We start from the raw sequence: 14,271 nt of genomic DNA on the forward strand, positions 1-14,271 counted from the left end.
CCGGCAAGATTCTGCAGCAGGACCAGTAAGTTGAATTCCATGGATTGGCACTTCTACGAACCGCAGGGCGGGCACGGCCTTGCGCACGATCCGTTCAACGCCATCGTCGGTCCGCGCCCCATCGGCTGGATTTCCTCGGTCTCCGCCGATGGGACACCGAACCTGGCGCCCTATAGTTTCTTCAACGCCTTCAACTACCGCCCGCCGATCATCGGGTTCTCTTCAACCAGTTGGAAGGACACCGTGGCCAATATCGAGGCGACGCGGCAGTTCGTCTGGAACCTCGCGACGCGCCCGCTGGCGGTGCGCATGAACCTGACCAGCGCCTCGCTGCCGCCGGAAACGAACGAGTTCGAATTCGCCGGATTGCAAGCCGCGCCAAGCCGCCTCGTCAGGCCCGCCCGCGTCGCGGAAAGCCCGGTGGCGTTCGAATGCGCGCTCACGCAGATCGTCCCGCTTCAGGGCAGGGACGGCGAGGCCGCGGGCGCCTGGCTGGTGCTGGGCGAAGTCATCGGCGTCCACATCGCCCGGTCCCTGATTCCGGACGGCATCTACGATACCGTGGCAGCGGAACCGATCCTCAGGGGTGGCGGCCCTTCCAGCTACTTCGGGATCAGTGCCGACAGCGAATTCCATATGAACCGCCCCGGCACCTCCTGACCGGCACCGGGATCACGCTGCAGTCGGATCGCCGGGCACCCTGAGCACTGCGGCAAGCGCGCCGACGAACAGGCGGACTTTGGGCGGCACCATGTGGGAGCTGGGATAGACGGCCCAGATCGCCAATGGTTCGGGTTCGGCATCTTCCAGCACGATCCGTTCGATCTCGCCCCTGTCGCAAGCGGGGTCGACGTACCACCCCGAAAGGTTGGCAATGCCGAGGCCGCCCCGGCAGGCCTCATAGACCGCCTCGATCGAACTCGCCGAAAACCGGCCCGAAACTTTCTGCCTCACCACCTTCCCGTCACGAACGAACGCCCAGTGCGAACCGCCCGTCGCGAGCAGGCACTCATGCCCGGCGAGGTCGGCCAGCCTCTGCGGCCTGCCGCGGGCATCCAGATAGGCCGACGACGCGCACAGGACCCTGGGATTGTCGGCCAACCGCTTCGCCACGAGCCGGTTGTCGCGGAGCGGGGCAATGCGGATGGCGACGTCGATACCCTGCGCCACGATGTCCACCTGGTCGTCGGTCGTCAGCAGATCGACTTGCAGCGCCGGATGCGCCGACATGAAGGACGGCAGCATCGGCGCGACGATCTTGCGCCCGAAAGCCGCCGACGCGGTGATCCGCAGGTGGCCCGTCAGGTCTCTTCCATCCGGTCGCAAGTCGGTCAGGGCATTCGCGCGGCCTTCCAGCAAGGCCCGTGCATGCGGCAGGAAAATCTCGCCATCGCCGGTCGGCGAGAGCGAACGTGTCGTCCGGTGGATCAGGCGTGCACCGAGTTCGGTCTCCAGATTGCCAAGGCTGCGCGACGCCGCCATCGGGCTCATCCCGAGCCGCCGTGCGGCCCCGGCCAGACTGCCGACCCGAACCGCCTCGACGAAGACCTCGAGATCATCGAAATTCATTACCACGCTTTCCGTTAGGCCGACGTAACCGATCGTATATCTACACCTAAACCTGATACACACTCATACTTGCTGTGCAATCACGCCCCTCACCCGGATCGCATTTCGGAGCCGGCATCAGGGCATTGTCGCAGAGGCAAGACCATGAGCAAGGTATCCGCATTCCCGTCCGAGGCGCCCGCTACAACGCAGATCGGCACGGCCCTCACGTTCGCAATGGCCGTCTCGTCCGGACTGGCGGTGGCGAACATCTATTACAACCAGCCGATGCTCGGCGTCATCGAGCGCGACTTTCCCGGCGGCCTGACCGGACTGGTGCCCACTGCAACCCAGTTCGGATACGCTATCGGCCTGTTTGCGCTGGTGCCGCTGGGCGATCTGGTCGAGCGCCGCCGCCTGATCGTCGCGCAATTCGCCGTGCTGGCGCTCGCCCTCGTCGGCGCCGCGCTGGCGCCATCGGCAGCGATGTTGCTGATCGCCTCGTTGCTGCTCGGCGTGGCCTCGACGGTTGCGCAGCAGATCGTGCCCTTCGCCGCGCACCTTGCCCCGCCCGAGCGGCGCGGCGCGGTAGTCGGCACCGTCATGTCAGGCGTGCTCTGCGGTATCCTGCTCAGCCGAACCCTGTCCGGTTTCGTGGCCGCGCATGAGGGCTGGCGGGCGATGTTCTGGCTGGGCGTGCCGCTGGCCCTGGGCGCAGGCGGACTGATGGCCGCAGCCCTGCCGCGCAGCCTTCCCGAAGGACGCAGCACTTATGCCGGCCTGCTGGTCTCGCTCGTCCACCTCTGGCGCGAATTCCGCGAGCTGCGCATCGCCGCCTATACACAGGCCCTGCTGTTCGGCGCCTTCACCGCCTTCTGGACGATCCTCGCTCTGCATCTGCAGGAGCCGCGCTTCGGGCTCGGTTCGGAAATCGCCGGTCTGTTCGGCGTGGTCGGCGCCGTCGGCATCCTTGCCGCGCCGATCGCCGGCCGCATTGCCGACCGCCGCGGCCCGCACATGGCGATCCTTGGCGGCACCGTGCTGACGGTCGTTTCCTGGGCGATCTTCGGTCTCTGGGGATCGATCGCAGGACTGGTGATCGGCTGTATCCTGCTCGACTTCGCGGTCCAGAGCGTGCTCGTTTCCAACCAGCACATCGTCTACGCGCTGCGCCCCGAGGCCCGCGCCCGCCTCAACACGATCTTCATGGGATCGATGTTCCTGGGCGGTGCCGCCGGAGCCGCCGCGGCGACCGCCGCGTGGAACTCAGGTGGCTGGAGCGCGGTCGCGATCCTCGGCATCTCGCTCGCCATGGTCGCCACGCTCGTCCAGCTGCGCGCGGTCCTGCATCGGCGCTGAGCCTCCGGCTTTTCCTTACTCTATGCCTGAACAAGGAATTCGATGATGATCCCGATCGTCAACCATACCCTGCGCGCGAACGGCATCCGCCAGAACTATATCGATGCCGGACAAGGCGCGCCCGTCGTGCTGCTCCACGGCTTTCCCGAAACCAATTACGCCTGGCGCCACCAGATCCCCGTGCTCGGCGAACGCTACCGTCTGATCGCGCCCGATCTGCGCGGCTACGGCGAGACCGACAAGCCCGCGAGCGGCTATGACAAGCGCACCATGGCGAAAGACCTCGCCGCCCTGCTCGATGAACTGGGCATCGGCAGGATCGCGCTGGTCGGCCACGATCGCGGCGCGCGTGTCGCCACCCGCTTCGCCAAGGACTACCCCGAACGGGTCGACCGGCTGGTGGTGATGGACAACGTTCCCACCCGCATCGTCGCCCGCGAAATCAATGCCGAGATCGCCAAGGCCTACTGGTTCTTCCTGTTCCACCTCGTGCCCGACCTTCCGGAAACGCTGATCGCGGGCAAGGAGGAGCAATGGCTGCGCTGGTTCTTCTCGGACTGGGCCTACGATCCCGCCACAATCTCCGGCGAGGCTTTCGACACTTACGTTCGCGCCTATCGCGCCCCCGGCGCCGTGCGCGGTGCGATGGCCGACTACCGCGCCAATGCCGAAGATGTCGCGCAGGACCGCGAGGACGCCCATATCAAGATCGCCTGCCCTACGCTGGCGCTGTGGGGCGCGGATTTCGGCGCGGTCGGCAAGATGTTCGACATGCCCAAGGTGTGGGCGGAAATGGCCGAAGATCTGCGCGCCGTTGCCATCGAGCGCTGCGGGCACCTGCCGCATGAAGAGCGGCCCGAAGCCGTCAACGCCCTGCTGCTGGACTTCCTCGAAGGCTGGAAAGGCTGATCATGAGCGCGCTTCTCTCCGAACTCGGCACCATCGTCGGCAAACGCGGCCTGCTGGTCGGGGAAAGCCGGACGCGGCGCTATCGCACGGGCTTCCGCTTCGGTTCGGGCAAGGCGCTCGCGGTGGTTCGCCCCGGCAGTCTGCTCGAACTCTGGCAGGTGGTGAATGCCTGCGCGCGCGCGGGCGTCATCGTCATCATGCAGGCGGCCAACACTGGCCTGACCGGCGGCTCCACGCCCGATGGCTACGACTATGACCGCGATGTGGTGATCGTCAGCACCACCCGGCTCGACGGCATCCACCTCGTGCGCGGCGGCAGGCAGGTGATCTGCCTGCCAGGATCGCGCCTGTTCGAGCTGGAGGACAAAGTCGCCGAAGTGGGCCGCGAGCCGCATTCGCGGATCGGTTCGTCCTGCATCGGCGCCTCGATCATCGGCGGTATCTGCAACAATTCGGGCGGTGCCCTGATCCACCGCGGACCGGCCTATACGCAGATGGCGCTCTATGCCCGGATCGAAAGCGACGGCACCGTCCAGCTCGTCAACCACCTTGGCGTCACGCTGGGTGGCGATCCCGAAACCGTGCTTTCCCGCCTCGATGCCGGGGCATTTTCGGAAAGCGACGTGATCGACGATCCTGCCGCGCTTGGCTCCGATCCGCACTATCAGGACCATGTTCGCGAGATCGACGCCGATACGCCTGCGCGCTTCAACAACGATCCCCGCCATCATTTCGAGGCTTCGGGAAGCGGCGGCCACGTCGTGGTCTTCGCCGTCCGGCTCGACACTTTCGAGCGCGAGGAGCGTATCGCCGACTTCTATGTGGGCACCAACGATCCGGCCGAACTGACCGCGATCCGCAGGCATATCCTGAGCCGGTTCCAGTCCCTGCCGATCCAGGGCGAGTATATCCACCGCTCCGCCTTCCGCCTGACCGCGCGCTACGGGAAGGACACGTTCCTCGCTGTGCGTCATCTCGGTGCGAAACACCTGCCGAAGATGTTTGCGTTGAAAGGCCGTTTCGACAGCATGGTCTCGCGCCTGCCATGGGCACCGCGCGACTTGTCCGACCGGGTCATGCAATTCGCCGCGGGCCTTTTCCCGCAGCATCTCCCCGCCCGGATGCGGGACTACGATACGCGCTTTGAGCATCACCTCATCCTCAAGATGGGCGGCACCGGCATCGACGAGGCACGGGCGTTCCTGTCAGGCTTCTTCCCTACCGCGCGCGGCGATTTCTTCGAATGCACGGCCGACGAAGGCGAACGCGCCTTCCTGCACCGCTTCGCCGTCGCCGGAGCCTCGATCCGCTATCGCGCCCTGCATCGCGACACGATCGAGGATTTCGTGGCACTCGATGTGGCGCACCGCCGCAACGACGCGGACTGGGACGAAAAGCTGCCCGCCGACCTTGCCGACCAGATCGTCGGCGTCAGCTATTGCGGGCACTTCTTCTGCCATGTCTTCCACCGCGACTACCTGCTGAAGAAAGGCCGCGATCCCCTGGCGTTCGAACATGCCATGCTGGCGCTGCTGGACGCGCGCGGCGCCGAATATCCGGCCGAGCACAACGTCGGCCACCTCTACCCGGCCAAGCCTGCGCTTGAGCGGCATTACCGGGACCTCGATCCCACCAACAGCCTCAACCCCGGCATCGGTCATACCTCGAAGAAGGCCAACTGGGCCTGATTGACAACCGCTTCATCACCGAAGGGAAATCCCCGTGAAACTAGCCCGCATCGGCCAACCCGGCCAGGAACGCCCCGCCATCCTCGACAGCGAAGGAAGGCTTCGCGACCTCTCCGCGCATGTCTCCGACATCGGCCCCGCCACCTTGTCGGATGGCGATGTCGAACGCCTGAAGGCCCTCGACATCGACGATCTTCCGCTTGTCGAAGCCCCCGTCCGCTACGGCCCGCCCGTCGCGCAGACCGGCAAGATCATCTGCATCGGCCTCAACTACACCGACCATGCCGCCGAAGTCGGCCTGCCGGTTCCCACCGAGCCGACCGTCTTCATGAAGGGCTGCCGCACCAGCGGTCCGGGTGATCCGGTCCGCCTGCCCAAGGGCGCCGAAAAGGGCGACTGGGAAGTCGAACTGGCCATCGTGATCGGCAAAGGCGGGCTCTATATCGAGGAAGACGACGCCCTCGACCACGTCGCCGGCTACGCCCTGTTCCACGACGTTTCCGAGCGTTCGTACCAGATGGAACGCGGCGGCCAGTGGACCAAGGGCAAGAGCTTTCCCGGCTTCGCTCCGCTCGGCCCATGGCTGGTGACAACGGATGAACTCGGCGATGCGGGCGATCTCGGCATCTGGCTGGAAGTCAACGGCGTTCGCCATCAGGATGGCACCACGCGCAACCTCGTGTTCGGTGTGCGGCAAGTCATCAGCTATCTCTCGCGCTTCTTCGAACTGGAACCGGGCGACGTGATTGCAACCGGCACTCCCGCTGGCGTCGGCCTCGGCCTCAAGCCGCCGCAGTTCCTCAAGGCGGGAGATGTCGTGAAGCTCGGCATCGATGGCCTTGGCGTGCAGGAACAGCGGATCGTGGGCTGGGAAACATCGGTTTCGGGAGGCGAGCAATGACCCTCAAATCCGCACTCATGGCGGCGCTGCTGCCTTCGATAGCCGTGATGCTGGTTCCGGCGACATCCCAAGCCGCGGCGCCGATGGCATCGCAGCGGCAGGCGCCCGGCTTCTACCGGATGCACGTGGGCCGGTTCGAAGTGACCGCGATACTCGACGGGACACACCCCTTCCCGGTCGACCAACTGGCAGTCGGAGCGAAACCGGGCGAAACCGACAAGCTGCTGGCGCAGCGCTATCTTGCCTCTCCCGTCGAGGGCATGATCAACGCTTTCCTCGTCAATACCGGCAATCGCCTGATCCTGATCGATACCGGCGCGGGTGACCTCTACGGCAAGGAAGCCGGTGGGCTCTCTGCAGCACTGCGTGCATCCGGATATTCGCCGGAACAGATCGACGATATCTTCATCACCCATCTGCATGAGGATCACGTCGGCGGACTGGTCAAGGATGGCCGGATGGTCTTCCCCAATGCCACCGTCCACATATCGAAACGCGATTATGACTTCTGGACCGACGATAGCCATCAGGCCGAAGTCGGCGCCCTGCTGAAACCCTTCTTCCCTGCGGTACAGGGCGTGCTGCGCCCTTACATCGCCGCCGGGCGCGTGGTTCCTTTCGGCGAGGGCGAAGCGGACCTGATCCCCGGCCTGCGCCCTATCGCCGCCCCCGGACATACCCCGGGCCACACGACGTACCTGCTCCATGACGGCAAGGACGCGATGCTGTTCTGGGGCGACACCGTTCACGTCGCCGGCGTGCAGTTCGACGATCCGCATATCGCCATCAAGTACGACTGGAAGGTTCCCGGCGCCATCGCCAGCCGCGACAGGCTCCTCGCCGAAGCGGTGAAGAACGGCTGGTGGGTCGCGGGTGCGCACATCTCGTTCCCCGGCATCGGCCACATCGCCGCCAAGGGCCGCAACGCCTACGCTTGGGTACCGGCAAACTACACGCTCAACCGCTGACTTCACCCGAAACCCTGAAATCCGCAGCGAGGGCCACCGCCTCTCGGTCGCATAAATGCATCTTGAATGGAGGCCTCATATGACCAATTTCGTCGCCGCCAAGGATGGCACCCAAATCTACTACCGCGACTTCGGCAAGGGCCGCCCCATCGTCTTCTCGCATGGCTGGCCGCTCAATGCCGATGCCTGGGACGGGCAGATGCAATTCCTGGCAAACGCGGGCTTCCGCGTCATCGCCCATGACCGGCGCGGTCATGGGCGCTCGGACCAGCCCGCGACCGGCTACGACATGGACACCTTCGCCGACGACCTGGCCGCGGTCATCGACGCCCTCGAACTGGAAGATGCGATCCTCGTCGGCCATTCCATGGGCGGCGGCGAGGTCGTGCGTTACATCACCCGCCACGGCACCGGGCGCGTGTCCAAGCTCGTCCTGCTCGGCGCCATCACCCCGCTGATGGGCGCTACCGCAGGTAATGTCGACGGCGTGCCGATCGAAGTGGCCGACGGTGTGCGCAAGGCGGTTATGGACAACCGCTCGCAATTGTTCCTCGACTTCCCCGACGCCTTCTTCGGCATGGATCAGGAAGGCGCAGTCAAGAACGAAGGCTGGCGCATGGCCTTCTGGCAGCAGGGCATGTCGGGTGCTCTCCATGCCCAATATGCCTCTATCGAGCAGTTCTGGGGCACCGATTTCCGTGAGGAAATGCAGGCGATCTCGCTACCCGTCCTGATCGTCCATGGCAGCGGCGACTACATCGTGCCGCTGGAGACGACCGCCAAACGCGCAGCCGAGATTCTGCCGAACGCCACGCTAAAAGTCTACGAAGGCGCCGCCCACGGCTTCCCTGTAACCCACCGCGACAGGCTCAATGCCGATCTGGAGGAATTCACCCGCCACTGACCCTTCGCCGGCCGGCTTTCCATCGATGCTCCCTATCCCAGCGGATAGGGAGCATCGAATGCCCCAGATCCGCATTACTCGGCCTCTTCCGGGAGAATCTAGATTTCGATCGGCTGGTCCTCAATCCAATCTGCCGCCGATTTTATACGCCCTGCATGTTCGGTTTCGACAGCCCTATCCTCATCTTCCCGGATAGCACGATCAAAACGACGGTCCGGATCTTTCGCATGCCGATCGAGCTGAATTTCCAGCGCCGGATTCGGATCGAGACCCAACAGTTCCCGAGCCCTGTTCGCCACTTCGAGGGGAGATGAAATGATCTCTTGGTAATCCACCCTGCGCGAAAACGTCGGATCGGCATGGTCGAAACAGAGATTTTGCACTTTGTGCAATAATGCCGCAAGACGGACGGCCTGAGCGATCGGATCGGAAGTCCCGCTGATCGCCGAATGTACGATAGCCGTATCCAAACCCGTCGCCCTTGCCGCGTGATCGGCGCAACGCGCTACATATTCCAGGCGATCGCGCCCGCCCCTCAAACAAGCACGAAGCCAGGCTTTCCGCTCCATCGTGACGAAGATGACATCTCTGATCGCGCCCTGCGCTTCGAGCATGGGCAAAAGCGGATTGGCCCAATTGGACGGCTTCACGATGATCTTGCCATGTTCGGCGGATAATCCGGAAAAATGCCCGGCACTTGCACGCAACCAACGCTCGATGTCACCAATCTTGCCCGCACCACGCGCCTGGGCCTGCTGATCGGAAAGATCGACCAGGCATTGCGGCTCTCGCAGCGAAAGCGTGTCGTGCGAACTGTCCAGCAAACGCGTCAGTAAGGTTGAGCCGCAAAAGCCGACGTGAAAAATCCAGCCGACCTTGCAAGCCCGCACGTTCGCATTCGATGCGCGGAACGATGTACCGTCCTCAATCAATTGCTCGGTCCAAAACGGCTCTCGCCCATCCAGGAAGCTGGCCTTTCGCAAGCGAACCAGATCCGTTTCGACACGCATGATTCTATTTTCTAGGGCATCCACTCGGTGCAGGAATTTCATGTTTTGCCTTGGGTCGCTGCTGGCGCGGCCCTTCGCACCGCTCCAAAAATCCGTCAAGTGGCGCAAAGGGGGAGCAGGGCGGAAGTTCCCGTAAAGCCGGCGGCCCGGTGGCCAATCGGCTCGCTTCGGCTGGGCACCAGGAATGCAACGGTGGAGCGGTCCAAAATGGTGGAGGATTCTGTTGTGACCGAGATGGTTGCAATGATATAAATTAAATTGATTAAGAAATAATTCCTCCAACTTTTGCTGGGAGAATTAACATGCAGGATATCAAGAATATAAGCCACGAATATGCCGGACACCCCTGGAGAACTTTTTCAAAAAACTTTATCATGCTCGAAAGAGTGTTCGATATCATAGGATCACTCTCCATCATAATCGCCCTCATGCCATTCATCGCGATCATCTTCATCCTCATGGCAGCTTCCGATCGAGGGCCTATATTCTATCTCCACAAGCGTGTGGGCCGTCGTGGGCGACCTTTCTCCTGTGTGAAATTTCGAACCATGAAAGTAAACGGGGATGCAATTCTGGAAGAACACTTCCAAAAATTTCCTGCCGCAAAAACAGAATGGCAGCACACGCAGAAATTACGGCACGACCCCCGCGTCACCAGGATCGGATCCGTGATTCGAAAGTTGAGTATAGATGAAATACCGCAGCTACTTAACGTTCTGCGCGGCGATATGTCACTTGTGGGACCCCGCCCTATAGTAGAAAATGAGATCAGCAGGTACGGAACGAATTTCGAATATTATTGCCACGTCCGCCCCGGCATGACCGGCGTTTGGCAAATCAGCGGCCGCAGCAACACGTCCTACAAAAAGCGCGTGGCGATGGATGTTTTATACGTCAAGAAGAAGAACATGCTTTTGGATACATACCTGATAGCTAAAACAATTCCGGCAATGATATTCGCAAAAGGTGCTTTTTGAACTTGCACAGATGGATTTCAGCCGCTGTGGCAAGAAGGATTTTTCGCTCAAGAACTACCCGGACTGGTTCGATAGCCATCCGCCCTTTGGGTCGTTTCAATTTACCAAGGGGTTTGGAAGAACGGGACGCTGCTCGTACCTGAGCGCCTATAACTGGGCACCTCGAAACATCGCACTGCGCCAATGTTTGCGTGGAGTTCTCGGTCGCAGGGGGGCGCTACTCAAGGCACGAGGATCAACGTCAATTTCGTTCCGGCAGAAACAGGCGAAATATTGTCTGATCGGTACGATACGTGGAAAGCGTCCCGCCGTGGGAATGGGCGATCTGGCGAGCAAGGCTGAGGCCTATTCCGGTACCTTCGGGCTTTGTCGTGTGAAACGCCCGGAACACAAGTGCTTCGCTCTCAGGCGCCATCCCTTTGCCGTTATCGCGGATTTCAAAGGCCAATCCCCGATCGCGATGACAGGCTGCTATCTCGATCCGGGCGTCCGCGCCGCGATCTGCGGTTGCCGCTTCCGCCGCGTTTTGAAGCAATGCCCATAGTGCCTGACTGATCTGGTCACGGTCCATCGGCCAGGAAGATGCCTCGCCAAGGTCGACCGAAATCGCGACTTGCGGCCAACGGCCCGCAAAAAGGCGTGTAAGGTCCTCAACAAGCTGGGCGACAGATATCGAGCGAAGTTGGGGAGCCGGCAAGCGGGCCAAAGTGCGGTAGGCCTCCACGAAACGCTGAAGCCCTTCCCCTTGCCGGGTCAATGTGCCGAGTATTTCGCGCAGCAACGCCATATCGGGGGCAGGACTGTCGATTGCGGCCATGCCGCTGTCCGCCAGCGAGACGATCGGCGCCAGCCCGTTCAGCAATTCGTGCCCGAGAATCTGGATCATTTCGGCCGTCGCCCGCGCCTCCGCCGCACGTTCTTCCTGCTCGATGTCGATCAGGGTGACCACGGTGCGATTTTCGGTCGCCAGCTGAACCCGATCGATCCGCCAGCTACGCCCTTCGTGGCGGAAATGGCTGACATCTCCCTCAGCCAGCGCGGGCGGCAGGGGCAGCACTTTGTCATCGGTCGCGAAGAGCCGCCGCGCTGCCCGGTTCAGCGCCCGCGCCGCGCCATCCTCGAGAGCGAGCATCGGCGTCGGCGCGGCATCGAGCAGCAGACGATGCGAACCGATTTGCCCCGCCAGTACCGGAGCCACCCTGGCAGCGGGAGCGTTATCGAGGCCGGAACGCCACGTGTGAAGCAGCACGATCCAGACCGCCACCAGCCCGGCCCCGGTCAGCGTGCCCCACATGCCGCGATGCCAGGCCTCGCTCGCGACCACCCCACTGAGCGCGAGCGCGATCCCGGTCAGCACCGCCCCTAACCTAAAGCCCATAGCGCGCCATGCGGCGATAGAGCGCGCCCCGGCTGAGACCCAGAGCGGTGGCGGCATGCGTCACGTTATGGCGATGTTCGCGCAAGGCGGCCTCGATCATCGCCTTCTCGGCATCGGTAAGGTCGAAGCTGGCATCCACCGTTCCCGCGGCGACCTGCGGCACCGGCAATGCCAGCGCCGCCGCATCGATCGTGCCGTCTTCCGCCAGCAGCACGGCGCGCTCGATCGCCAGAGCAAGACCGCGCACTTCATCACCCCACACGGTCACACGAATCGCCTCTTCGGCAGCGGCCGTCAGCCGGGGCGTCGGACGAGCGAAGCGCTCCGCCGCCATGCGTGCAAAGTGCCGGGCGAGCAGGATACCATCGCCCTCCCGCCGGGCCAGCGGCGGCACCGCGATTTCGACGGTCGCGATCCGCCGTCGCAAGGCCGGCGTCAAGGCGGCAAGATCGTCGGCAATCGCAATACAGCGGACTGCAGGCGACAGGCGATCCAGCAAACGCGCCTGCGCCACTTCGCTCAGCTTGTCAGGGTGACGCAGAATCACGGTGCCGGTGCTGTCCTGCAAACGCGCCCATGCGCTCTCATCGCGCAGATCGATCCTCGGCGGCTCACCCTCACCTTGCCCCGAAGCGGCGTGAACCGCCATCGCCGTCAGCATACGTCCGCTGCCGGAGACCCCGGTCACCGTCACTCCGGCAGGCGTCGGCGCAACGCGGCGGACAAGCTCGCGCAGGGCTTGCATCGCCGTGCTTTCACCCAGCAGGCGGACAGGTTCCGCATCGACCGCGGCGGAAGCCGGAACCGGGCCAACTGGCGCCTCGCGCGCAATGGCGGCCTCCACTTTGGCCAAGAGTTCACTGTTCCGCCACGGCTTCATCGCAAAGTCCCGCGCCCCGGCCTGCATGGCCGCAACCGCGATCCGGATGCCACTGTGCGCGGTGATAACGATGACACAGGCTGCCGGATCGTCCGCGATAATGCGCGAGAGCAAGGCCAGGCCTTCCTCTCCGCTCGACTGGCCGGGGGAGAAATTCATGTCGAGCAGGATCGCATCGAAGCGCCGACGGGCCAGACGCGAGAGCGCCTCTTCCGGTCCACTGGCAGTATCGAGCCGTCGTCCCGCCATGCGGAAAGCGATTTCCATGGCCCCGGCAACGGCGGGGTTGTCATCGACCAGCAGGATCGCACCATCGCTTGACAGGCTACCCAACTGTCCATTTGCGGACACTGTGTCCACCGCCGGACGGTCACCGGAACCGGTATCTTCAAAAACTCCAGCATTCATCGACGTTTAGGCTTTCCGGCGGAGATGAGTGACACTGTCCCCATGATGACCGAACAGCCCGTACATGCAACCGTTTCCCCCGGCGCGGAGATGGATCGCAAAGTCGAACGCCGCCGCGCGCCGCTATGGCGCCGGCCTGCGGTTCTGGCGATTGCCGGGGGCGCGGTGGCTGCCGTCCTGCTCTGGCGCCTGCTACCCGCCAGCGGATCGACCGATATCGCCGCCGCCCAGATCGAAACCGGCACGGTCAGCCGCGCGCCTTTCGCCGATTATCTGCCGGTGCGCGCGACGGTCGCGCCGAAAGTCACCACGCTGGTCGGCGTGCTCTCGGGCGGGCAGGTCGAGAAACTGCTTGTGCAGGACGGTGTGATGGTCTCCGAGGGCCAGCCGCTGGCCACGCTCGCCAATCCCGAACTGCGGCTCGACGTGCTCACCCGCGAGGCGCAGATCGCCAGCCAGCTCGGCAGCGTGGCGGGCGAGAACCTCGGCATCGAGCGCAACAGCATCGACCGCGCCGGACAAGTCGCGCAGGCCAATTACGATCTCATCAAGGCGCGCCGCGAATTGGCGATCCGCCAGCAGCTTTACGATCAGGGCTATCTCTCCGACGCTGGGGTGCGCAGCTATGCCGAAGAGGCGGCCTACCAGCAGAAACGGCTTGCCCAGTTGCAGTCGGGTAGCGCGCGGGAGGCGGGCATCACCGCCACGCAGGGCGCCCGGCTCAACGACACGCGCGGCAGGCTGGAAAGCAACCTTGCCGCCGTGCGCGCCAGCCTCGATGCACTGACGATCCGCGCGCCGATGGGCGGCCGTCTCACCAATTTCACGATCCAGCCCGGACAGGCGCTCAAACCCGGCGATCCGGCCGGGCAAGTCGACAGCGAAGGCTCGTGGAAACTCACCGCCGATGTCGACGAATACTACCTGCGCCGCGTTGCGGTGGGCCAGAAGGCTGCCGTGGACGGTGCCCGCCTGACCGTTTCGAAAGTTCTGCCCGCCGTGAAGGACGGCCGTTTCCGCACGGAGCTGGACTTCGCGGGAGCGCCCCCTGCCGGACTCAATCGCGGACAGACGCTCGATATCCGCATCACCCTCGGCAGTACCGCGCCTGCGCTGGTCGCCCCGGTCGGTGGCTGGCTGGAAGCGGGCGGCGGCACCTCGGTCTTCGTGCTCGACGCCGATGGCGCCCATGCCCGCCGCCGCGCCGTGAAGACCGGCCGCCGCAATCCCGAACAGGTCGAAATCCTTTCCGGCCTCCAGCCGGGCGAACGTATCGTCACCTCCAACACATCGTCGGTCACCGGCGACATCCTCAATCTCCGCTAACAGGGAACCATGCTC

Annotated in this window: 14 protein-coding genes; 9 read left to right on the top strand and 5 right to left on the bottom strand. The window is 63.7% G+C overall.

What is annotated here, in order from left to right; all coding sequences use genetic code 11:
- Window positions 1-39: 39 nt before the first annotated feature.
- Entirely contained in the window at window positions 40-660 is a 621-nt protein-coding gene (locus ACZ1II_RS00475) for a flavin reductase family protein (protein WP_465144500.1), read from the top strand.
- Window positions 661-672: 12 nt separating this feature from the next.
- Here ACZ1II_RS00475 and ACZ1II_RS00480 read toward each other — a convergent pair whose 3' ends face one another.
- On the bottom strand, window positions 673-1,569 hold the full coding sequence (locus ACZ1II_RS00480; RefSeq protein WP_465143876.1) for a LysR family transcriptional regulator: 897 nt from the start codon (window positions 1,567-1,569) through the stop codon (window positions 673-675).
- 144 nt (window positions 1,570-1,713) lie between these two features.
- On the opposite strand from ACZ1II_RS00480, the gene ACZ1II_RS00485 reads away from it, so the two are divergent.
- The 6 genes from ACZ1II_RS00485 (at window position 1,714) to ACZ1II_RS00510 (ending at window position 8,277) form a co-directional block, all read left to right on the top strand.
- Window positions 1,714-2,907, top strand: a complete 1,194-nt coding sequence (locus ACZ1II_RS00485; RefSeq protein ID WP_465143877.1) for an MFS transporter — start codon at window positions 1,714-1,716, stop codon at window positions 2,905-2,907.
- 45 nt (window positions 2,908-2,952) lie between these two features.
- The gene (locus ACZ1II_RS00490) at window positions 2,953-3,816 is read left to right on the top strand and encodes an alpha/beta fold hydrolase (protein WP_465143878.1); all 864 of its coding nucleotides are present in this window, start codon (window positions 2,953-2,955) and stop codon (window positions 3,814-3,816) included.
- A gap of 2 nt (window positions 3,817-3,818) precedes the next feature.
- The gene (dld, locus tag ACZ1II_RS00495; RefSeq protein ID WP_465143879.1) at window positions 3,819-5,504 is read left to right on the top strand and encodes a D-lactate dehydrogenase; all 1,686 of its coding nucleotides are present in this window, start codon (window positions 3,819-3,821) and stop codon (window positions 5,502-5,504) included.
- A 34-nt stretch (window positions 5,505-5,538) separates the two neighbouring features.
- Entirely contained in the window at window positions 5,539-6,405 is an 867-nt protein-coding gene (locus ACZ1II_RS00500; protein WP_465143880.1) for a fumarylacetoacetate hydrolase family protein, read from the top strand.
- The gene (locus ACZ1II_RS00505; protein WP_465143881.1) at window positions 6,402-7,373 is read left to right on the top strand and encodes an MBL fold metallo-hydrolase; all 972 of its coding nucleotides are present in this window, start codon (window positions 6,402-6,404) and stop codon (window positions 7,371-7,373) included. The genes ACZ1II_RS00500 and ACZ1II_RS00505 overlap by 4 nt, the downstream gene beginning before the upstream one ends.
- Before the next feature lie 79 nt (window positions 7,374-7,452).
- On the top strand, window positions 7,453-8,277 hold the full coding sequence (locus ACZ1II_RS00510) for an alpha/beta fold hydrolase (protein WP_465143882.1): 825 nt from the start codon (window positions 7,453-7,455) through the stop codon (window positions 8,275-8,277).
- Between the two features lie 98 nt (window positions 8,278-8,375).
- Here the strand turns inward: ACZ1II_RS00510 and ACZ1II_RS00515 are convergent, their stop codons facing one another.
- Window positions 8,376-9,329 carry a hypothetical protein gene (locus tag ACZ1II_RS00515; protein ID WP_465143883.1) on the bottom strand — a complete coding sequence of 318 codons (954 nt, stop codon included), beginning with the start codon at window positions 9,327-9,329 and terminating at the stop codon, window positions 8,376-8,378.
- A gap of 53 nt (window positions 9,330-9,382) precedes the next feature.
- The gene (locus ACZ1II_RS00520; protein ID WP_465143884.1) at window positions 9,383-9,616 is read right to left on the bottom strand and encodes a hypothetical protein; all 234 of its coding nucleotides are present in this window, start codon (window positions 9,614-9,616) and stop codon (window positions 9,383-9,385) included.
- On the opposite strand from ACZ1II_RS00520, the gene ACZ1II_RS00525 reads away from it, so the two are divergent.
- Window positions 9,590-10,264, top strand: coding sequence for a sugar transferase (locus ACZ1II_RS00525; protein ID WP_465143885.1), 675 nt, complete (start codon window positions 9,590-9,592; stop codon window positions 10,262-10,264). The genes ACZ1II_RS00520 and ACZ1II_RS00525 overlap by 27 nt on opposite strands.
- A 241-nt stretch (window positions 10,265-10,505) precedes the next feature.
- Here the strand turns inward: ACZ1II_RS00525 and ACZ1II_RS00530 are convergent, their stop codons facing one another.
- Window positions 10,506-11,699: a sensor histidine kinase gene (locus ACZ1II_RS00530; RefSeq protein WP_465143886.1), complete on the bottom strand. Its 1,194-nt coding sequence runs from the start codon at window positions 11,697-11,699 to the stop codon at window positions 10,506-10,508.
- Window positions 11,632-12,855: a sigma-54-dependent transcriptional regulator gene (locus tag ACZ1II_RS00535; RefSeq protein WP_465143887.1), complete on the bottom strand. Its 1,224-nt coding sequence runs from the start codon at window positions 12,853-12,855 to the stop codon at window positions 11,632-11,634. The genes ACZ1II_RS00530 and ACZ1II_RS00535 overlap by 68 nt, the downstream gene beginning before the upstream one ends.
- 99 nt (window positions 12,856-12,954) lie before the next feature.
- Between ACZ1II_RS00535 and ACZ1II_RS00540 the strand changes: the two genes are divergently transcribed.
- Window positions 12,955-14,256, top strand: a complete 1,302-nt coding sequence (locus ACZ1II_RS00540) for an efflux RND transporter periplasmic adaptor subunit (protein ID WP_465143888.1) — start codon at window positions 12,955-12,957, stop codon at window positions 14,254-14,256.
- Window positions 14,257-14,271: the final 15 nt, after the last annotated feature.

The organism is Novosphingobium sp. BL-S-20, from assembly GCF_055521635.1.